Raw genomic sequence first — 18,963 nt, forward strand, 5'->3', positions numbered from 1 at the left:
TATGATCTAATTAAATTAAAAATATAGGATTTTAAGCGGGTTTTAAATAAAATGGAATTATGAATATGGATTTTAAAAGACAAGTAGAAACTGGTATAAAATTAAGAGGAGCAGATAAAGTCGCTCGCATTCCGATTAAAATTTTACCTACAGAAGAGTTACCGACTAAACCTGATTGGATTAGAGCCAAAATAACCGATTTTGAAGAAATTAAACGCATAAAAAATTTGCTGCGCCAACAGAAGTTACATAGTGTTTGCGAAGAAGCAGCATGCCCCAATTTACCTGAATGTTTTGGTGAAGGTACGGCAACATTTATGATTATGGGAGATATCTGTACTAGACGTTGCCCTTTTTGTGATGTTGCTCATGGTCGCCCAAAACCTTTAGATGAAGATGAACCTAAGCATCTTGCAGAAACAGTCGCAAATCTAAACTTAAAGTATGTTGTGATTACCTCTGTAGACCGTGATGATCTACACGATGGTGGCGCTGCACATTTTGTAAAGTGCATTGAAGAAATCCGAAAAAGCTGCCCAGAAACTTTGATTGAGATTTTAGTACCAGATTTTCGCGGTCGTTTAGAGACAGCGCTTTCGACTTTGAGCTTATCTCCTCCAGATGTGTTTAATCATAATATTGAAACAGTTCCGCGTTTATATAAAGCGATGCGCCCTGGCTCAGACTATCAACATTCACTAGAGTTACTTAAACGCTTTAAAGCATATTGTCCCGATATCAAAACCAAGTCTGGCCTGATGGTTGGATTAGGAGAAATTGAAGCAGAAGTACTTGCTCTACTGAACGACTTAAAAGATTATCAGGTAGACCTTATTACTATTGGACAATACTTACAGCCATCAAAGTCACATGCACCTATTCATCGGTTTGTAAATTTACAAGAATTTGAAAGATACACGCGACACGGTAAACGATTAGGTTTTAAAAATATTTGGAGTGCTCCTATGGTCCGCTCTAGCTACTTTGCTGATCGACAATATTTGGGAGAAGAAGTACCAAAGCCTTTCAGCCGACAAGATGTCTTATCTTAAAGATCAGATAATTAACAAAACTTATCCAATAGGATAATGGTCAAGGCTTATAAAATTATTTAAGGTAAGGAGATAATCAGGAAATAGTCACAATAAGAAAGTTATAACGGTTGAGCGGCTACGGATACGCCATTTCAATGATAAAGGAATTTCGATATGGATATGTCAAAACAATTATCATCACCCTTTTTAGATACCACGCCGTCATTATTCCGGCCAGAAAAGTCATCTCATTCTCAACAATTAGTAAAAAAACCACCAGTTGACCTCGAAGCGGCTCCGTTATTTGACCTAACCGAAGAATGGGAACATTCATTGTTTGGTCGTTCGATTCACGAGTGCCATCGGAATTTAATGCATATTGCCGAAGATGCTGATATGGCAATTGGTGTGACCGACCCACATGGCACTCTACTTTGGACATGGAGTAGTACACCTATGCGCTCATCGGCAGAGCAAGTTCATTTTGTTGAAGGTGGTCAGTGGTCAACTCAGGCAGTAGGTCAAAATGCAATTGGTTTAGCATTAAATACTCATTCAGCTAACTGCGTTTACTCACACGAAAACCAAATGAATAGTGTAAGAGATTGGGTCTGCTATGCAGCACCAATTACCGATACAAATACAGGCCAGTTTTATGGCATTATGAATTTGTCGACAAAATATCAAAAACATAATTCTCTTGGGCTTTTAGCTGTTGAAAGATGCGCTGATATTGTGAAACAAGCAATTCAGCTTCATCAGAAAAATATTTTATATATTAAGGCCTTTGGTACTCCTAAAGTTCAATATAACCAACACAGTCTTACATTGACTCAACGTCAGGTTGAGATTCTGTGCATTCTGACGCTTTGTCCCGAAGGGATTAATCTTGAAGAACTTCACTATGCTTTATATGGTGATCGACCAGTTAGTACCACTACTTTAAAAGCAGAGCTTTCTCAACTTAGAAATCTAATCCCCGATGTTATCGAGTCTCGCCCTTATAAACTTAACTGTGAAATTCAATGTGATTTCTTAATGGCAGAGCAAGCATTAAACCTAGGGTTCACATCGACTACTCTTACGCTCTATAGAGGAAGTTTTTTAGCTAAATCAGAAAGCCCATTTTTGTGTGCATGGAGAGATTGCTTTGATGCTCGCTTGAGTCATGTGATTTATCAGATTGAAGATGTTGATCAACTATTACGAGTGGTCAGTCGTGTGCCAGATCGTGTAGATGCTGTTGAACGTTTACTTGAATTATTACCTGAAGAAACACCTTATCGAACTAAACTTTTAAAATTACTCGAATAAAATAAAAGGGAGAATATCGTATAGATATTCTCCCTTTTATTGAGGCAAGATCAAGCAGAAGCTTGAAGCTGCACCCGATAACAATCATCTAAGGCTAATTCATAATAACGCAGCCCTTCTTCAGCAGCATGAAATGCTTTTTGCTGCCAGTCAGGACGATCATTACATAACCGCTTAATCAGCTCCATGGCTTCATAAGGATGAAGATCATCATAATGCGCATGTGCACGCAACCAAGCCAAAGAACGTTTATCAATCGTTACTTCAGGATGATCAGTGTATGCATGAATACCCTTATAGACCTGAATAGACCAGTCTCCAGTTGCCCATTCAATTGCCAGATTTGTTGCAGCAAGGCACTCTGCCAAATTACCACGATGACTTATATTCCATAAGAAATGGTTTACTGCATTCATCGCAGCTGGTGGCCGCACACTATCAAGCTTTTCTACAGTTAAACCAAAACCTCCAGCCCAATCGCGATACCATTTTAAGTGCCGCTCTTCGACCTTAATATTTTGGATTAACCAATCTCGTGCTTCTGTAACGCCAGGTTCAGAAAACCCTGTTGCTTTGCCTAACGCCCCAGCCATATATGACGGGAAATGCGCGACTAATGGATAGAAATTAAGTAAAGCATAACGGAAACTATTTAGGCTCAATCCCCCATTGGCCATTTCCGAAAAAAACGGATGTTTACTTACCCGTTCTTTCGCTGGTAGCAGGTCATCCCAGAACTGCTGTGACCATCCATTATGCGGTGTAATTTCTAAATGCATTCCATATTGATTTAGAGCAGTCATTGCTAATTTTCCTATTTATATGACAGCAATCATCTGTATTTCACGCTATAAGTCTATCCGAAAATGATAAAGATACAATCGTTAATCGACCATTTGTAACTTTTTTCGATGGATTGCGACGCTTTAGATAATTGTTACGCTAATCATTGAAATGTCGTGATTTTTATCACATTTAACTCAGATAAAAATCATTACTTTTTTTAAAAATCTGTATTATTATTTTGAATAAATCACACATTATATAATCAATATTTTTAGATGGAACTTTACTAAAAATAAGTCTCATTTTATGACAACTTCCAATATAGAGAGCATTAATTATGAAGTTGCAGGGTTCCAATATATTGGGACAGGAACAAATAGATTTATTAACCACACGAGGATTAAATTTCGTATGGTTTCCAAAGCAGCTTGAAACGATTTATCGTTTTCAATACCAAAACGGTGCTGCCTATGAGTTCCGCTATAGAGCGCCTATTATTTTAATATTATATATATTTTTAAGCTTTGGTATATATCAAGTATTGCCAACTGAACAAGTTTTACCCTGGTTTAGTTATTATTCTTGGGTGGGTGTAATTATTTTCCTTGCCTGGATTTTATCGTTTATTAAAAAATTAAATCAGTATTTTGATTATTATGTAGGAATTGGCTCAGCTTTAGCGGTAGCAATTACTTTTATTTTAATTAACGTTATAGAAAATGGCCAAGAGAACGTTCTTTTTCATGCGGCGATGATGTATGCGATTGTAATTATCTATGGTGCAGTAGGTATGCGTTTTTATACCGCCATATTTGCTGGATGGGTTGGAGGACTTGTTGGAATTTTGGTAAGTAACTACTTAAATGGGGTGATCGACTGGACTTTCTTGAACCGAACTTACACCTTCAGTAGCTTCTTGGGCATGACCCTTGCCTATGCAACTGACCGCCAACATCGAGAAAACTACTTACAAAACTGCATGATCGAGCTGAATCGCATTGAACTGATGCAGCAAGCACAGCAATTATCTTTGCTTTCCCAGCAAGATGCACTCACCGGTTTAGCCAATCGACGCTATCTAGACGAAACACTGGATAACGAATGGCGCCGTGCTTTACGGCATGAAACATCGCTTACCATCATGATGGTCGATATCGACTATTTTAAAGCTTACAACGACACTTTAGGACATCTAAAGGGTGATGAATGCTTAAAAGAAATCGCTATTGCTATTTCCTCTATTGCTGCACGCAGTGGTGATTTAGTTGCTCGTTATGGTGGCGAAGAATTTTTACTGTTATTTCCGATGACAAATTCTCAGCAAGCCTTGATTCAGGTTGAACGTTTAATGAATGCTATTGATAAAATTGCAATTAAACACCCATGTAGTGATGTTTCACCACAAGTCACTATTAGTGTTGGTGTGGCAACCACGATTCCACGTCTAAATGATTCAATTTCTGCTTTCGTAGCTCGCGCTGACCATGCTTTGTATAAGGCAAAAACGAATGGGCGTAATCAATATAAGATTGCTGTAAACGAAGAACAAATTGTAGACTTAACTTAAAAAGTCTGACTTCCATTTGAAATGACTCAATATAAATAATTAGCTTTTCCATCCGTGGCAAAGCTAAAAAATAATTTAGAATCAGTACATACGAAAACCTCTTTTATTTAAATTTAAACCATCTGTTAAAAATAGCTTATATAAACTTAATAAATTTAGCGACTTTCAATTAATCAACACTCTATTTTAGATAATAAAAATTACAGGCTCCAATCCATATAATGTAGAAAAATTCCACTTCATTAGAATCCTCTCTTCAGTTTCTTCCAAAATTTAATTAAAAAATAAAAAAAAGAATTTTGTTCTATTCTCTGCGGCACAGTAGAAATATTTTCAGCCGAAAATGGTAAAATCGAAACAATATTTTCATGTATTGTTTCATAATTTGGATAAGCTTCTTTTTTTATTATTTCTATAATTTTTTGTATTTCATCAAGGGATAAATTCAAAAACCTCTTAATTTCTTGAGCTGTTTTTGACTCAATAGATAATAAAGCACAAACTCTAGTAACATTAACAATCTGCTCTGCATGAATGTTTTTAAAGTTTGGATAACAAACAAGTTTATAAAGAATCTTTGTCTCTAAATGATCTTTAGAAACGATATTCTCATTATTTGTTATACGTTCTTGATGACTAATTTTAAAATATTCATTCTTCTCAATATCTTGTAAAATATTTAGAAGCTCCTGATACCTTATTGGTCTCTTCAAACCATATTGGTAGCCTTTTAAAAGTTCAGGATTATTACTTAATACGATCTTAATTTTTTTTGGAATAAGTATATTGGTGTAACCGCTATCTAAATCAATAATATGTATGTCTGGATTGTCTTCGCTGTATATCCAATTCCCTAAAAGATGAGATGACAAAGATAAGTCATGAATAACTTTTATCATTGCCTCTAAATTTTTAGGCAATAGCCTATCCTTTGACATACAGCCAATTCTATATGTGCATTGATTCATTGATATTTCCCCAATTTCAATGATGACTTTGAAAATTCTTTGTTTAAAGTAATAAAAATTTAAATGTGTAGTAAGCTTATATAAAAGCAATTTGATTAAATTAACTTTATTTGATAAATATAAAAATCTGGTGTAGTAAAAATTAACAATATTTAATTGCTGATTTTACAGATGAATATATTCAAAAATAAATCGCAGAATATTATATTTATATAAATATTATAAGACAAGACAATAATTTAAAATTTAATCAAACTTCAGTGTAATAAAAAATTAAAACCCCATATTTAAATTAAATACGGGGTTTTATGTACTATAATCAAAAAATATGATTAAGGTTCAATTGGCGCAAATGGCGGAATAACATCTGCATTTTGAGCGCGATGGCGTAGGAAGTGATCCATTAAAACAATCGCTAGCATTGCTTCTGCAATCGGTGTTGCACGTACACCTACGCATGGATCATGACGACCTTTAGTCAACACATCGGTATCTTCACGATTTAAATTAATCGTTTTACCTGGTGTCGTAATGCTTGCTGTTGGTTTTAGTGCAATAGCAACTCGAATGGATTGACCACTTGAGATACCACCCAAAATCCCACCAGCATGATTCGCTAAAAAGCCATTACTGGTCAATTCATCACGTGTTTCATGACCAAACTGTCCCGCAACTGCAAAACCATCACCAATTTCTACCCCTTTAACCGCATTAATACTCATCATCGCATGAGCAATATCAGCATCTAAACGGTCAAAAACAGGTTCACCCCAGCCTACAGGAACTTTTTCAGCTAAAATTTCTAGCTTCGCGCCACAGCTTGTTCCCTGTTCACGTAAAGAAGTCACCAAAGCTTCAAAACGTGGAACAGCATCTACATCACCACAGAAAAATGGATTATTCGGAACTTCATTCCAATCCAGTTTTTCGGCAACTTCATTGCCGATTTGAGTAACATGACCACGGATCAAGACGCCAAATTTTTCTGCCAAATATTTTTTAGCAATTGCACCCGCTGCAACACGCATAGCAGTTTCACGAGCACTTGAACGGCCACCGCCACGATAGTCACGGAAACCGTATTTTTGCGTATATGTATAGTCGGCATGGCCAGGTCTAAAAGTTTGGGCAATATTGCCGTAATCTTTTGATTTCTGATCAGTATTCTCAATCAATAAACCAATTGGCGTTCCTGTCGTTTTACCTTCAAAAACACCTGAAATGATTTTAACCTGATCTGGCTCTTTACGTTGAGTCGCAAATTTAGAAGTTCCCGGTTTACGACGGTCAAGATCTTTTTGCAAGTCTTCTTCAGTTAGCTCAAGGCCTGGTGGCACACCATCAACAATTGCCATTAAGCCAACGCCATGAGACTCACCACAAGTGGTTACACGAAAGAGTTGTCCAATACTATTCCCTGCCATATGCCCAACTCCTTATATTTGCTCTTCAAATAGTTTTCTATAACGGCGACATTGTTCAGCAGTCAAAGCAAAAATACCTGAACCACCTTTTTGGAAAGTGAGCCAGTTGAAATCAATCGTATTAAAGTTTTGACGCATCGACCATTCAGAATTACCTACTTCAATGACAATAAGTCCATCTTCAGTTAAGTAATCTGCCGCTTGTGCAAGCATTTTACGAACTAAATCTAAACCATCTTGGCCTGCTGCCAATGCAAGTTCAGGTTCATGTAAAAACTCTTCTGGTAAGTCAGCCATATCTTCAGCATCAACGTATGGCGGATTACTTACAATCAAATCATACTGATTTTCAGCTGGAATCTTGGCAAACAAGTCAGATTCAAGTAATGCAACTTGATATTGCTTATTGTGGTGTTCTGTATTAATTGAAGCAACTTCTAAAGCTTCTTTAGAAATGTCAGTTGCGTCTATTTCAGCGTCTGGATATGCATAAGCTAAAGCAACCGCAATACAACCAGAACCTGTACACATATCTAAGATACGTTGTGGAGTTTTAGGTTTTGCATTTTCTGGCAAATTATTGAGAGCTTCACGCATTTGACCATTTTCATCTAAATAATATGGTGCAAAACGTTGCTCAATTAATTCTGCAATTGGTGAACGTGGAATGAGTACACGCTCATCTACATAGAATGGCTTATTAAAGAAATAAGCAAGATTTAATAAATAAGATGTTGGAATACGGTCATTAATACGACGTTCCAATAAACTTAAAAATTCCGCTTTTTCGCTTGGTAATAACTTCGCATCTAGAATTTCTGCGTCTGCTGACCATTCAAGAGATAAGGTTTGTAAAACTAATGCAGAGCTTTCTGCAAAATAATCTTCAGTACCTTGTCCTAAATGTGCATCATGTTGACGTAATGCTGATACCCCAAAACGAATAAAATCTCGAATTGTTGATAAATTTTCAGCCGCTTCCTGTAAATTTTCAGGGCTAATCGTCGGTCGCTCCACTTAGGCGTCTCCAAAGGCAAATTTTGCAAAGTGACTATTCTACTGAGTGAGGTACAGCAAAGCAACGCTTTGCCTTGTGAACAGGAGTTTTACATGCCGATCTCTAACAATCACACGTTAAAATCAGAATACTTTGTTTTAATTAAGAAATAATGAACTTTTCACTAGAGATTGATTTAAATTTTTAAAATAAAAAAGCGGCCTTTAAATACTGACCGCTTTTCGAGATTAGTCGGCTTAAAGCTTAAGCTTTTCAGCAACATAATCAGAATCTTTATCTCCACGACCTGATAGATTCACCACAATCATGGTTTCTTTAGGCAGTTTTGGTGCTTCACGAATTGCCCATGCGACAGCGTGTGAGCTTTCAAGTGCAGGAACAATGCCTTCAACACGAGAAAGTGTCATAAAAGCATCTAAACATTCTTGATCAGTTGCAGTGCTATATTCAACACGACCTAAATCTTTTAAAAAACTGTGTTGTGGCCCAACACCCGGATAGTCTAGTCCTGAGGCAATAGAATGCACGGGTAAAGGTTCACCAGCCTCATTTTCAAGCACATAACACGCCATACCATGAATTTGACTTGGCTTACCTAAAGTTAGCGTTGCTGAGTGCATATTGGTTTCTAAACCATGTCCAGCTGGCTCAACCCCAACAAGTTTTACGTCTGAGTCATTTAAAAATGCAGTAAATGCACCTATTGCATTTGAACCACCACCTACACATGCCACAACATAATTGGGACTTTTTCCAAATCGTTGATGCGTTTGATCTTTAATTTCATTGCCAATAATAGATTGAAAATCTCGAACCATTTTAGGAAATGGATGTGGACCCACAACGGAACCAATGGCATATATAAAGTTTTTTGGGTCTTTTAAATATTCTTCAAATGCACTATCTACAGCATCTTTTAATGTTGCTGTACCACGTGTAACTGCCACCAAATGAGCACCCAAAATTTTCATTTTGACCACATTTGGATGTTCTTTTTCGATATCGACTTGACCCATGTGAATTTCACAGGGAATTCCTACTAATGCACAAGCGGTTGCCAAAGCGACCCCATGCTGACCAGCACCTGTTTCAGCAATAACTTTCTTTTTGCCCATATATTTAGCAAGTAAAGCTTCACCTAAGCAGTGATTAATTTTGTGGGCGCCCGTGTGGTTCAAATCTTCACGTTTTAAGTAAATTTGTGCGCCACTTAACTGTTCAGACAAACGCTTCGCATGAAATAACGGACTTGGACGGCCTACATAATTCGTAAAGAGGTCTGATAGTTCATTTTGAAATTCAGCTGTATTGCGAATTTCTTCATAGGCAACATTAATTTCATCCATTGCTTCTTTTAGATGTGGAGGAATGAATTGTCCGCCATATTCACCAAAAAATCCTTGTTCATTCGGCAAAGCAATACCGTTAATTTGATGTTGCATATCATCCCTCTTTTTTAAATTATTAAAGTTATTAAGCTTATCGAGAAAGGTAACGCGTCAAATCCTCAATGCCTTTTAGCGTCATTGGATACATATGATTTTCAAAAATCTCTTTAATCCAACCAATGGTTTGAGTGTAATGCCAATACCCTTCTGTTTCAGGGTTTAACCACGCTGTTTTATCAAAATGTTGACGTAGGCGACGTAACCAAACCTCGCCTGTTTCATCATTCATATATTCAACCGAGCCACCCACCGATTTCAACTCATACGGTGCCATACTGGCATCACCCACTACAATTACACGATAGTCGCGTCCATAGGTGTGAAACAAATCCCATGTGTTCATGCGGGTTGCAGTTCTTCGGTAGTTATCTTTCCAGACATAGTCATAGAGACAATTATGGAAATAGAAATATTCGAGTGTCTTAAACTCACTTTTAGCGGCGCTAAACAGTTTTTCGCATTGTGCAATATGAGCATCCATCGAACCGCCCACATCGAACAACATCAGCACTTTTATTCGGTTTCGACGCTCAGGTACCATTTGAACATCTAAAATACCTTGCTTAGCTGTTTCACGGATTGTACCGTCAACGTCCAACTCTTCAGCTGCACCGTGGCGCGCAAATTTCCGCAAACGGCGCAAAGCAATTTGCATTTGGCGAGTACCAAGAAATTGGTCATCATCCAGATTTTGATATTTACGTTGTTCCCAGACTTTAACTGCCGAACGTTTACGCCCTGGTCCACCAATTCTGACACCTTCTGGATGATCTCCAAAAGCCCCAAAAGGTGAAGTACCACCAGTACCCACCATGCGGGTACCCCCCTGATGTTTTTTATGCTGTTCGCGTAACCGCTCTTCCAGCATTTTCATCAGTTCTTCTAAGGAACCTGCTTTTTGGAGTTCTGCCCGTTGTTCAGGAGTTAAATGCTTTTCTAGAAGCTCTAAATCAAACCAGTCTTTTGGCAACTTATGAACTTGCTTGAGTAACTCGTCCAGATCAAAGGTTTCAATGCCGTCAAAATAATCTTTCATGGCACGATCAAACTTGTCAAAAAAGCGCTCATCTTTAACTAAAATTGTTTTAGCAAGTTGATAAAACTCTTCTTGATCAGCAAAAACTAAGCCTTCACTCACAGCACGGTTTAAGTCAATGAGTTCACGAGTTGTAACTGGAACACCGTATTTACGTAAGGTGTAAAATAACCGCACAAACATGGGTTATTCCCTCCTTTAACGTCGAGACATGAAAGCCAAACGTTCGAGGAGTTGCACATCCTGCTCGTTTTTGATCAGCGCACCATATAAAGGTGGAATCGCTTTTGATGTATCTCGATTGCGTAATACATCCTCTGGCATATCATCTGCCATGAGTAAGCTTAACCAATCAATTAACTCAGAGGTTGATGGTGGTTTCTTCAAATTAGGGATTTCACGTAGTTTAAAGAAAACCTGTAAAGCTTCGTTTACTAGTGTTGCAGAGATATTTGGGAAATGAACTGCAATGATTTCTCGCATTGTAGCTTCATCTGGAAACTCAATGTAATGAAAAAAACAACGACGCAAGAAAGCATCTGGCAATTCTTTTTCATTATTCGAAGTAATAATTACAATTGGGCGCTGTGTTGCCGTAATTGTTTCATTGGTTTCATAAACATAAAAAGACATTTTATCGAGTTCATGCAGCAAGTCATTTGGAAACTCGATATCGGCTTTGTCAATTTCATCAATTAACAAAACACAACGCTCTTCACTCGTGAAAGCTTCCCACAGTTTACCGGGTTTAATATAGTTCTTAATATCGTAAACTCGATCATCACCCAACTGGCTGTCTCGTAAACGAGAAACCGCATCATATTCATACAACCCTTGCTGCGCTTTGGTTGTCGATTTGATATGCCAAGTGATCAGTTTTAAACCCAAACTTTGTGCTACTTGTTCAGCAAGTAAAGTTTTACCCGTGCCAGGTTCACCCTTAATTAGTAAAGGTTTTTGTAAAGCACGAGCTGCTTTTACAGCGAGCTTAAGACTATCAGTCGCGATATATTGATCTGTACCGGTAAAATGTTGGGTATCAGCAGACATGTAAAGACCTTATTTTTCTATTTCAATGGTTAGATGGAACGCATGCTTTTGTTTGTTGAATATTTTGACCAACAATAGCCAACAACCAAACCTAGACCAACTACAAACAGAATTAAAGATAAATTTGACCAAATCAGAGGGCTATCTTTGGTTAAAACACCAAATAGGAGTCCAAAAATAGCCGGTGCTACTGATGCATTCGGTCCTTCAGACACTGTTGGGGTAACTAAAACAGCAAATACAATAAGCCAGCTAATTGCACCAAAAGTTGTAGGAAGGCGACGCATTAATCGCCACCAACACCATAAAGCAATAATAGCGCCTATTCCGTAAGCTGTTAAAGCAATAACACCTTCAGGAACAACATCCAAAAAAGAGAATAATTGATTCATTATTCCAGTTTGATCTTCACGCACCACGTAAGCCCTCTGGTTCAACCGCATTTGGGTTAATTAACCCTTCTGGCGGCATCTGAATAAAGAAACCTTTTGTTTGTAATGAGTCTAAAACATGTAAAACATTAGCACGCGCCAATTTACGTGTTGGAGCTAATTCTAAATGCATGACAAACGTTGCACGACCAAACGCTTGTAAAACAGCTTCAGGAACATTTTCAAACGGATCAGCTTGTTCCGCATCGTCAGGATAGTTTGGACGAGCAATATACATGTACATTTCATCTTTTTTGCTCGATCTATAAATATCACAGTGCATTTCAAATCAACTCTTGAACTAAGGACAGCATACATGAAAAAAAACGACTCACACACGCAGGTTTGTTTACGCATCAGTCGTTTTTTTAATTCTTGGGAAATATTAACCTACAACATTGATTAAGGTCGATAATAACTTTGTTCCAGATAAAAACTGGTTTTCACAACAAATTAATAAATATTTGATTTTAAATACTAAAATTAATTTTCAACTTTAATAAAATAAAAACAATTTTTAGGAAAAAAGAAAAAATGTTTGTTCCTGAGCACTTTTTGTGATCTATTTTTAATACTTTCACACTTTAATACTATGAAATTTATGATATTAAAGTGAGGTATTACCTTTTTAAATTCACATTTAAGTAAAACTTCTAAGCACTTAATACACATTGGGAGACATTACTTAACTGGTTTAAATTCTCAGCATGTTTAAATATTAAGTATCTTAATCATAGATGTGGAGGATGAACCTATGCCTCGCGGTGATAAAACAGCTTATACAGCAAAGCAAAAACGTCAGGCTAAACATATTGTTGAGAGTGAAGTAGATAGAGGTCATTCTCAAGAAGAAGCCGAACGAATTGCATGGTCTACTGTCAATAAACAAGATGGTGGCGGTAAGAAAAAGTCTTACTAAAACAAACATTAAATACTTCTTTAGCTTGGGCTAAAGAAGTATTTTCATCAAAAATAAATTAATAGTGTTTAGAAAACTCGAGAGCTCTTTATATAGTCATCGCTTACTTGATTTAAGGCATTCAAAATAGCGCTATCATTTTGGCTTAATAGAGCTTCATTTAAACATTCCATGTAGTCTATAAGCATAGACTTAGAGGTGTTGGCAAATTCAGACGTTACGGCTTCATCTTCATATAAGATCACGTAGCTACGCGCAAAACCATAGATTAAATAGACGGCTGCTTTTTCTTTTGTATTTTGAGATTCTTTAAGAGACTGTTCACAAGCATTTTTTAAATCTTTAAATGCATCTGTACCAGTAGATTGATTTTTGAAAGATAAAAGTATTGTTTGGAAGTTCATATCCATATTCCACTCAAAAAGTAAAGCTACAGAAGAAGATGGAAGCTGTCAAATAATATCCTGATTAATATAAATTTAATTGTAAATAAATTTATATTTACTCTCCATACATTACGAAAAAACATGCAACAAAAAACCACCCTTGTTTTAAGGATGGTTTGGTTAAAACACAACGATAATTAGAAACTTATTTCAATTGTGATAGTAGTACCAGAGTGCTCAATATCAGTTGAGACATTAAACCCTCTGTTTTTAAGCTCCTCTTCAACCAGAGTAAGATGATCAGGGCTTATAGCATCAACAGGAAACCAGAAAGTTGCTTTTCGCTTCCCTTCCTTAGATTCAGACTCAGTACCAGTTAAAATTTTTTCCAATATGACGTCTTGATTTATTTTAAAGTTTTTAGCATTTTGACGAGCTTGTTCAGCATTAAAGTTGTTAAGCATATTTATCTCTCTAATTATTAATTTATCTAAGTTTATAGCATAAAAAGGCTATATGAGTTTTAGTGTTGTGTAGTTAAAACCAATCAAAGATATAAGTTTATTGGTTGAATAAACTTTCTACCCATTCAATAAATTTTCTCGCATTTCTATTTTTAAAATCTTCCTTATTTGGAATGTAGTAACACAGTTCTGATTGAATGGGTTTGGTTTTAAACTCCTGTAAAAGATTCGCCTTAACGAACCTATGGGTAAGTGTAGCAGAACAAAAAACTAATCCATTGGCAGATAAAGCCTCATGTATGCCAAAAATTTCCTGATCAAATTTCTTAATTATCACCCTCTCCTTTTTCCATCCATTCACCTCAAGCCATGTGTCTAATGGTGGACTTGGTAATGCTTTATTTTTCCATTCAGTGGTGAATAACGTTATTGGCTCACTCACATCTTTGGTCAGAGCAATTTTAGATGCACCAAATACATTAAAAGACTCATATTTAAGGATATCTTTAGAAGGTACTGAAGATACATCACCATATCGAATAGGCAATGTATATAAGTGACTTTCTAAAGTTTCGCCTGTAGAGAATTCAACTGAGATATCTGGGTGCAATTGATAGAATTCATTTATAGAAGGAATTAACAGCATTGCAGCGAGTGAAGACGTACTAGCCACTCTCACTACATTTCCATTTACTGTTATTTCATCTAATGCATCTTCAATTTTACGAAACCCTTCAGAAATTGCCCCAGCAAGTCTCTCTCCGGTGGCTGTAAGCGTTATTTTTCTTACTTGTCGATGAAATAAATCAACATTTAATCTGCTTTCTAAATTAGTAATATGATGTGAAATCGCAGTTGGTGTTAGCGAAAGTTCTTCAGCAGCCAATTTAAAACTTCCCAATCGAGCGGCTGATTCAAATGCCTTAAGTGCTTGCAAAGAGACTTGCATGCTTTCTCCAAAGTTATATTTATAGGTGATCTAAACTCATCTATAAATGTAATTTTCTCGTTTGTCTACTTATCTTTTAAAACTCAAAATAAATTAAACCTTAACTTTTTTGGAATTTATGATGAGTAAAATATTACATATAGATGCTAGTGTAAGAGCTGCGATTAACCCCAATCCAAACCATAATTCGATTTCTAAAAATATTGCCAGCCGATTGGTCAGCTCATGGAAAAAGCAACTGGCTATAGATGAGTATATCTATCGTGATGTAGGAATGAATCCGCCACCATTTATTACTCAAGACTGGATTGATGCTGTATTTACACCTGAAAATAAAAGAACCCAAGCTCAATGTGATGTTTTATCTATATCAGATCAGTTAATAGCAGAAGTTTCGAGTTCAGATATTATTTTAATTTCTTCACCTATGTACAATTATGGTATGCCTGCTCAACTTAAAGCATGGTTTGACCAAATTATTCGGATTAATAAAACATTTGATTTTGACCTTGCTCGAGGAGACTTTCCTTTACAACCACTTCTATCTGGAAAAATTTTAATCATTATCACCTCTAGTGGAGAGTTTGGTTTTGAGAAAGATGGCATCCGCCATCACATGAATCATCTGGTACCTCACCTTCGCACGCTCAGCAAATATTTAGGCGTAGAGAAAATTTATGAAATTGCTTCAGAATATCAAGAATTTGGAGATGAAAGACATATAAAATCATTAGAAAAGGCTTTTCAAAAAGCAGAGAACCTCGTAGCTGAACTTTCCATTTCATATACAGAAAGTTAGTAAAATATGAATCCTTAATTTTTAAAATTTAAGAATCTACTGACATTTTAACTGAGTTATATGGTTAAAAATAAAAAGCCAACCCATTTGGGTTGGCTTTTTTATTTCTGCACCGAAACAAACTTATAGTTATATATTATTTATATTGAAATTGTTTTTCTTACAACCAATAATATACAGACCTGTATGTTTAATCAATTGAATTTTTCTCATTGAATCAGTTAATTTAATTCATTATCAATTTTACAAATTAAAATTACTTCAACCCATCACTTTACTAGCTTTTTAATAAAGTTAATTATTTAATATAGCTAACATAAACATTTACTTTATTAAATATTAATATTGAATATCTATTATTTATAAATAAAAACTACTCAATTTAAATTATTCATTACTCTTCATTAAAAAAGCCCATCACGAAGATGAGCTTTTAAATTTTAACAATCACATCATTTTAAATGGATAGACTTTGTTTTTCTTCTTGAAATAACTGAATTAACGGTTGAGTTAATAGCTCATAACGCCAACCCAAAAGATAATCAGGCAAATCTTGTTCATCCCCTTGAGAAAGAACATGTTGATGAATTGCATTTAGCCATTTCTTTCTAAGCAATACTTCTTTAGGAATAGAAGTTTCACTTATTGCATGGGCAAGTACCATATCCATTTTATGCAAAGTTTCTTTAGATGTTACTTTAAAAGGTTTAGCAATTCTTGTTGGCCATTCACTTTCAATCGGTAAATCTTTAAGTAATTCTAAAATAGTTTTTCCATATTCACGAACTACATTTGGGCGAATATCTTTAACTTGCGAGAGTTGAAAACTATTACGTGGATTCTTTTCAACCATATCAATCATGGTCGAGTTTCTAAGAATGAAACTACGTGGCTGATTCGTTGCTTTAACAATGTATTCACGCCATTCACTTAAATTTTGCAGTTGCATCAATTGACGGCGCGAATGACGATAATTACCAACATCGCTATAAAGCAACTCTGTCGGCGTTTCACTAATAATTTCTTTAGTTAAACTACTACAATCTTCAAGAACATAGTCATAAAGCCCTTTCTGCTTAAGCTGTTCTTGAATATGATGCGCTAACTTCATTATATATAGAACATCATTTGCCGCATAACAAAGTTGCTGAGGCGATAAAGGTCGAGCTAACCAATCAGATCTTGTTTGATCTTTTTCAATATCAATGTCGAGGCAAAGCTTCAACGCGCCTTGGTAACTTACTTGCAGTCCATGGCCTAAGAAAGAAAGCCCCACTTGAGTATCAAACACATTAAGCAGATCTTCTTGATCAGCGTAATGATAGATTAAATCGATGTCTTCCCCACATGCATGAAAAATGTTCTGCTGAGCGAGAAATATTTTTTTCCAAAACTGACTTAGATCTAATGAAACACCATCCAACAGATAGACATCGCCATTTACATTAACTTGGCATACTCCAAGTTTAGGCCAGAGTGTGTCAACCTTAATAAATTCTGTATCAAGTCCATATATCGAACATTGATCCATTTTTTGAAGAACATCAACCAAATCGGTTTGCTGTTGGATAAACTGAAACATGCTTTCTCAAGTAAATGCAAAGAGTGCTTAGAACTCTGGTATATATAACATAGAAGTAGGAAATTACCACTTAAACCTTTATGAATACTCTATTTTTGAACAATTTTTCGAAAATAGATAATTTTTTGATCTTTTATTTATATTTTTAAAGTTAACTCCAAATATTCATTGTTTAAAATCTATAAGATCTTTTTCATTCTTATGGGCTTTCATATTTTATTTAAACTTTTTTAATTAAAGACAAAATAACATTCATCTTTTATAACTAAATTAATAAATCTAATTCAATTTTATATGACATCAATGAAACAAGCATCGAAATGCTTATTTCATTCTCATACGATTATGAACTGCCTGACTTAAGGTATGGCTATCTACATACTCAAGTTCACCACCTTGCGGTACACCTTGAGCAATACGTGTCATTTGTATAGGTAAATGCTTAGTCGCCTCTACCAAATAATGAGCGGTCGCCTGTCCCTCTACAGTCGCATTTGTTGCCAGAATCACTTCTTCAATTTTGCCTTGGCTTAAACGCTGAATCAGATAAGGAATACCAATTTCTTCTGGACCAATACCATCTAAAGGCGATAGATGCCCACCTAAAACATGGTATTTACCACGGAAACTTCCGCTTTGCTCAATCGCCATTACATCTGCTGGTGATTCAACCACACACAATAGTTGATCTTCTCGCTCAGTTGAGGCGCAAATATCACAAATTTCATGTTCAGTTAAAGAATGGCAAACGCTGCACTCATGAATATAACTTGAAGCTTCATGTAAAGCATGGGCTAATGCAAACGCACCTTCTCGATTTTTCATCAAAAGATGTAATGCCATACGTTGAGCCGACTTCGGACCAACGCTAGGCAATATACGTAAAGCTTGAACGAGTTGTTCAAATCTATCGCTAAACACAGAATTTCCTTAGAACATGCCCGCTAAGCCAGGTGGCAAGCCCATACCAGAATTCGCTTTTTGCATTTTTTCTTCAGAAATAACTTCTGCTTGACGTACAGCATCATTTACCGCTGCAGCAATCAAATCTTCAATCATATCTGGTTCATCTTGAAGTAATTCAGGGTTAATTTCGATACGTTTTACAAGATAGCGCCCAGTCATGGTTACTTTAACCAAACCGCCACCAGCTTCTGCATGAACTTCAGTTTGAGCAAGCTCTTCTTTCGCCTTTTTTATATTTGTTTCCATATCTTTTTGCATGCGCTGCGCTTGCTGCATGAGCATATTGATATTCATAACTTTACTCCGTATCTCTATCAAATCTTTAAAGTATTATGCGTTATCTGGTAATACTTTATAAAAACTTAATCTCATTGAACCAACCTATGCGATTAAAATACATACAGATTAGTGCATTGAACTCAAATTAATCCGTAATTCTGACACAATAGGCTAATGTTTTCTATCAGTATCTCTAGCTCTATTTTACGTAGCGACATGAGTAACATGCTCATACTTAGGTACACTTCCTAAATACTTAGATGGAATACGTTAAAGTCTAATAAAAACTCATAGCACTATTGAGATGCCTGTAGACCTTTATCAATTGTTTTATATTCACTTAAAGGAACTTTCTTAAAGGAGGTATTTGCTTCTTGAATAGATTTATCTGCTTCTTGAACAGACTTCTCTGCATTGTTGATCAATAAAGTTGTCTCATTCACTGGGTTCTGACTCGGTTTCGTCAGCAATTTATATCCAACTACCCCGATTACCCCCACTACAACGACAATAGCAATAGGCTTAAGCATTTTAAAACTCACA

Annotated in this window: 21 protein-coding genes; 5 read left to right on the forward strand and 16 right to left on the reverse strand. The window is 36.0% G+C overall.

Features of this window, described 5'->3' with window-relative positions; translation table 11 throughout:
* The first annotated feature begins 65 nt into the window (after positions 1 to 65).
* Together lipA and K6I41_RS09815 are read left to right on the forward strand one after the other, a co-directional pair.
* Entirely contained in the window at positions 66 to 1,052 is a 987-nt protein-coding gene (lipA, locus tag K6I41_RS09810; protein WP_250374196.1) for a lipoyl synthase, read from the forward strand.
* Between the two features lie 156 nt (positions 1,053 to 1,208).
* Positions 1,209 to 2,348, forward strand: a complete 1,140-nt coding sequence (locus K6I41_RS09815; RefSeq protein ID WP_199944593.1) for a transcriptional regulator — start codon at positions 1,209 to 1,211, stop codon at positions 2,346 to 2,348.
* Between the two features lie 50 nt (positions 2,349 to 2,398).
* Here K6I41_RS09815 and K6I41_RS09820 read toward each other — a convergent pair whose 3' ends face one another.
* A complete protein-coding gene (locus K6I41_RS09820) occupies positions 2,399 to 3,151 on the reverse strand; it encodes an iron-containing redox enzyme family protein (protein ID WP_250374197.1) in 753 nt (250 codons plus the stop codon).
* Positions 3,152 to 3,471: 320 nt separating this feature from the next.
* Between K6I41_RS09820 and K6I41_RS09825 the strand changes: the two genes are divergently transcribed.
* A complete protein-coding gene (locus K6I41_RS09825; protein ID WP_151823218.1) occupies positions 3,472 to 4,701 on the forward strand; it encodes a GGDEF domain-containing protein in 1,230 nt (409 codons plus the stop codon).
* Between the two features lie 242 nt (positions 4,702 to 4,943).
* On the opposite strand, the gene K6I41_RS09830 is transcribed toward K6I41_RS09825, so the two are convergent.
* From K6I41_RS09830 to K6I41_RS09865, 8 genes are all read right to left on the reverse strand, one after another.
* The gene (locus tag K6I41_RS09830; RefSeq protein ID WP_013198001.1) at positions 4,944 to 5,669 is read right to left on the reverse strand and encodes a hypothetical protein; all 726 of its coding nucleotides are present in this window, start codon (positions 5,667 to 5,669) and stop codon (positions 4,944 to 4,946) included.
* A 332-nt stretch (positions 5,670 to 6,001) separates the two neighbouring features.
* Complete coding sequence (gene aroC / locus K6I41_RS09835; RefSeq protein WP_013198002.1) at positions 6,002 to 7,093, reverse strand: chorismate synthase; 1,092 nt, start codon at positions 7,091 to 7,093, stop codon at positions 6,002 to 6,004.
* Between the two features lie 12 nt (positions 7,094 to 7,105).
* Positions 7,106 to 8,110, reverse strand: a complete 1,005-nt coding sequence (gene prmB / locus K6I41_RS09840; RefSeq protein WP_250374198.1) for a 50S ribosomal protein L3 N(5)-glutamine methyltransferase — start codon at positions 8,108 to 8,110, stop codon at positions 7,106 to 7,108.
* A 237-nt stretch (positions 8,111 to 8,347) separates the two neighbouring features.
* Positions 8,348 to 9,553, reverse strand: a complete 1,206-nt coding sequence (gene trpB / locus K6I41_RS09845; protein WP_250374199.1) for a tryptophan synthase subunit beta — start codon at positions 9,551 to 9,553, stop codon at positions 8,348 to 8,350.
* A 37-nt stretch (positions 9,554 to 9,590) separates the two neighbouring features.
* A complete protein-coding gene (locus K6I41_RS09850) occupies positions 9,591 to 10,778 on the reverse strand; it encodes a vWA domain-containing protein (RefSeq protein ID WP_250374200.1) in 1,188 nt (395 codons plus the stop codon).
* Between the two features lie 15 nt (positions 10,779 to 10,793).
* Positions 10,794 to 11,645, reverse strand: a complete 852-nt coding sequence (locus tag K6I41_RS09855; RefSeq protein WP_002113662.1) for an AAA family ATPase — start codon at positions 11,643 to 11,645, stop codon at positions 10,794 to 10,796.
* 29 nt (positions 11,646 to 11,674) lie between these two features.
* A complete protein-coding gene (locus K6I41_RS09860; protein WP_250374201.1) occupies positions 11,675 to 12,061 on the reverse strand; it encodes a hypothetical protein in 387 nt (128 codons plus the stop codon).
* The gene (locus K6I41_RS09865) at positions 12,054 to 12,314 is read right to left on the reverse strand and encodes a YcgL domain-containing protein (protein WP_009393366.1); all 261 of its coding nucleotides are present in this window, start codon (positions 12,312 to 12,314) and stop codon (positions 12,054 to 12,056) included. Before K6I41_RS09865 ends, K6I41_RS09860 begins: the two co-directional genes overlap by 8 nt.
* 516 nt (positions 12,315 to 12,830) lie before the next feature.
* Between K6I41_RS09865 and K6I41_RS09870 the strand changes: the two genes are divergently transcribed.
* Positions 12,831 to 12,995 (forward strand): hypothetical protein, encoded by a 165-nt coding sequence (locus K6I41_RS09870; RefSeq protein WP_250374202.1) that lies wholly within the window; start codon positions 12,831 to 12,833, stop codon positions 12,993 to 12,995.
* A gap of 68 nt (positions 12,996 to 13,063) precedes the next feature.
* Here K6I41_RS09870 and K6I41_RS09875 read toward each other — a convergent pair whose 3' ends face one another.
* From K6I41_RS09875 to K6I41_RS09885, 3 genes are all read right to left on the reverse strand, one after another.
* Positions 13,064 to 13,399 carry a hypothetical protein gene (locus K6I41_RS09875; protein ID WP_081402159.1) on the reverse strand — a complete coding sequence of 112 codons (336 nt, stop codon included), beginning with the start codon at positions 13,397 to 13,399 and terminating at the stop codon, positions 13,064 to 13,066.
* 179 nt (positions 13,400 to 13,578) lie between these two features.
* Positions 13,579 to 13,845, reverse strand: a complete 267-nt coding sequence (locus K6I41_RS09880; RefSeq protein WP_005304955.1) for a hypothetical protein — start codon at positions 13,843 to 13,845, stop codon at positions 13,579 to 13,581.
* 97 nt (positions 13,846 to 13,942) lie between these two features.
* The gene (locus K6I41_RS09885; RefSeq protein WP_250374203.1) at positions 13,943 to 14,794 is read right to left on the reverse strand and encodes a LysR family transcriptional regulator; all 852 of its coding nucleotides are present in this window, start codon (positions 14,792 to 14,794) and stop codon (positions 13,943 to 13,945) included.
* Positions 14,795 to 14,912: 118 nt separating this feature from the next.
* Here K6I41_RS09885 and K6I41_RS09890 point away from each other — a divergent pair, with 118 nt between their 5' ends.
* Positions 14,913 to 15,593: an FMN-dependent NADH-azoreductase gene (locus K6I41_RS09890; RefSeq protein WP_250374204.1), complete on the forward strand. Its 681-nt coding sequence runs from the start codon at positions 14,913 to 14,915 to the stop codon at positions 15,591 to 15,593.
* 457 nt (positions 15,594 to 16,050) lie between these two features.
* Here the strand turns inward: K6I41_RS09890 and K6I41_RS09895 are convergent, their stop codons facing one another.
* The 4 genes from K6I41_RS09895 to K6I41_RS09910 form a co-directional block, all read right to left on the reverse strand.
* Complete coding sequence (locus K6I41_RS09895; protein WP_250374205.1) at positions 16,051 to 17,175, reverse strand: ribonuclease D; 1,125 nt, start codon at positions 17,173 to 17,175, stop codon at positions 16,051 to 16,053.
* A gap of 324 nt (positions 17,176 to 17,499) precedes the next feature.
* Positions 17,500 to 18,096, reverse strand: coding sequence for a recombination mediator RecR (gene recR, locus K6I41_RS09900; protein WP_004792557.1), 597 nt, complete (start codon positions 18,094 to 18,096; stop codon positions 17,500 to 17,502).
* Between the two features lie 9 nt (positions 18,097 to 18,105).
* Entirely contained in the window at positions 18,106 to 18,435 is a 330-nt protein-coding gene (locus K6I41_RS09905; protein WP_005304937.1) for a YbaB/EbfC family nucleoid-associated protein, read from the reverse strand.
* A gap of 281 nt (positions 18,436 to 18,716) precedes the next feature.
* Positions 18,717 to 18,950 (reverse strand): hypothetical protein, encoded by a 234-nt coding sequence (locus K6I41_RS09910; RefSeq protein ID WP_005304936.1) that lies wholly within the window; start codon positions 18,948 to 18,950, stop codon positions 18,717 to 18,719.
* Between the last annotated feature and the right edge of the window lie 13 nt (positions 18,951 to 18,963).

The organism is Acinetobacter sp. AS23 (assembly GCF_023612055.1).
GTDB lineage: Bacteria > Pseudomonadota > Gammaproteobacteria > Pseudomonadales > Moraxellaceae > Acinetobacter > Acinetobacter oleivorans.

Coding starts and splice junctions, on each gene's coding strand:
- lipA (WP_250374196.1), top strand. CDS start 66: ATGGATTTTAAAAGACAAGTAGAAACTGGTATAAAATTAAGAGGAGCA.
- K6I41_RS09815 (WP_199944593.1), top strand. CDS start 1,209: ATGGATATGTCAAAACAATTATCATCACCCTTTTTAGATACCACGCCG.
- K6I41_RS09820 (WP_250374197.1), bottom strand. CDS start 3,151: ATGACTGCTCTAAATCAATATGGAATGCATTTAGAAATTACACCGCAT.
- K6I41_RS09825 (WP_151823218.1), top strand. CDS start 3,472: ATGAAGTTGCAGGGTTCCAATATATTGGGACAGGAACAAATAGATTTA.
- K6I41_RS09830 (WP_013198001.1), bottom strand. CDS start 5,669: ATGAATCAATGCACATATAGAATTGGCTGTATGTCAAAGGATAGGCTA.
- aroC (WP_013198002.1), bottom strand. CDS start 7,093: ATGGCAGGGAATAGTATTGGACAACTCTTTCGTGTAACCACTTGTGGT.
- trpB (WP_250374199.1), bottom strand. CDS start 9,553: ATGCAACATCAAATTAACGGTATTGCTTTGCCGAATGAACAAGGATTT.
- K6I41_RS09850 (WP_250374200.1), bottom strand. CDS start 10,778: ATGTTTGTGCGGTTATTTTACACCTTACGTAAATACGGTGTTCCAGTT.
- K6I41_RS09855 (WP_002113662.1), bottom strand. CDS start 11,645: ATGTCTGCTGATACCCAACATTTTACCGGTACAGATCAATATATCGCG.
- K6I41_RS09865 (WP_009393366.1), bottom strand. CDS start 12,314: ATGTATATTGCTCGTCCAAACTATCCTGACGATGCGGAACAAGCTGAT.
- K6I41_RS09870 (WP_250374202.1), top strand. CDS start 12,831: ATGCCTCGCGGTGATAAAACAGCTTATACAGCAAAGCAAAAACGTCAG.
- K6I41_RS09875 (WP_081402159.1), bottom strand. CDS start 13,399: ATGAACTTCCAAACAATACTTTTATCTTTCAAAAATCAATCTACTGGT.
- K6I41_RS09880 (WP_005304955.1), bottom strand. CDS start 13,845: ATGCTTAACAACTTTAATGCTGAACAAGCTCGTCAAAATGCTAAAAAC.
- K6I41_RS09885 (WP_250374203.1), bottom strand. CDS start 14,794: ATGCAAGTCTCTTTGCAAGCACTTAAGGCATTTGAATCAGCCGCTCGA.
- K6I41_RS09890 (WP_250374204.1), top strand. CDS start 14,913: ATGATGAGTAAAATATTACATATAGATGCTAGTGTAAGAGCTGCGATT.
- K6I41_RS09895 (WP_250374205.1), bottom strand. CDS start 17,175: ATGTTTCAGTTTATCCAACAGCAAACCGATTTGGTTGATGTTCTTCAA.
- K6I41_RS09905 (WP_005304937.1), bottom strand. CDS start 18,435: ATGAATATCAATATGCTCATGCAGCAAGCGCAGCGCATGCAAAAAGAT.
- K6I41_RS09910 (WP_005304936.1), bottom strand. CDS start 18,950: ATGCTTAAGCCTATTGCTATTGTCGTTGTAGTGGGGGTAATCGGGGTA.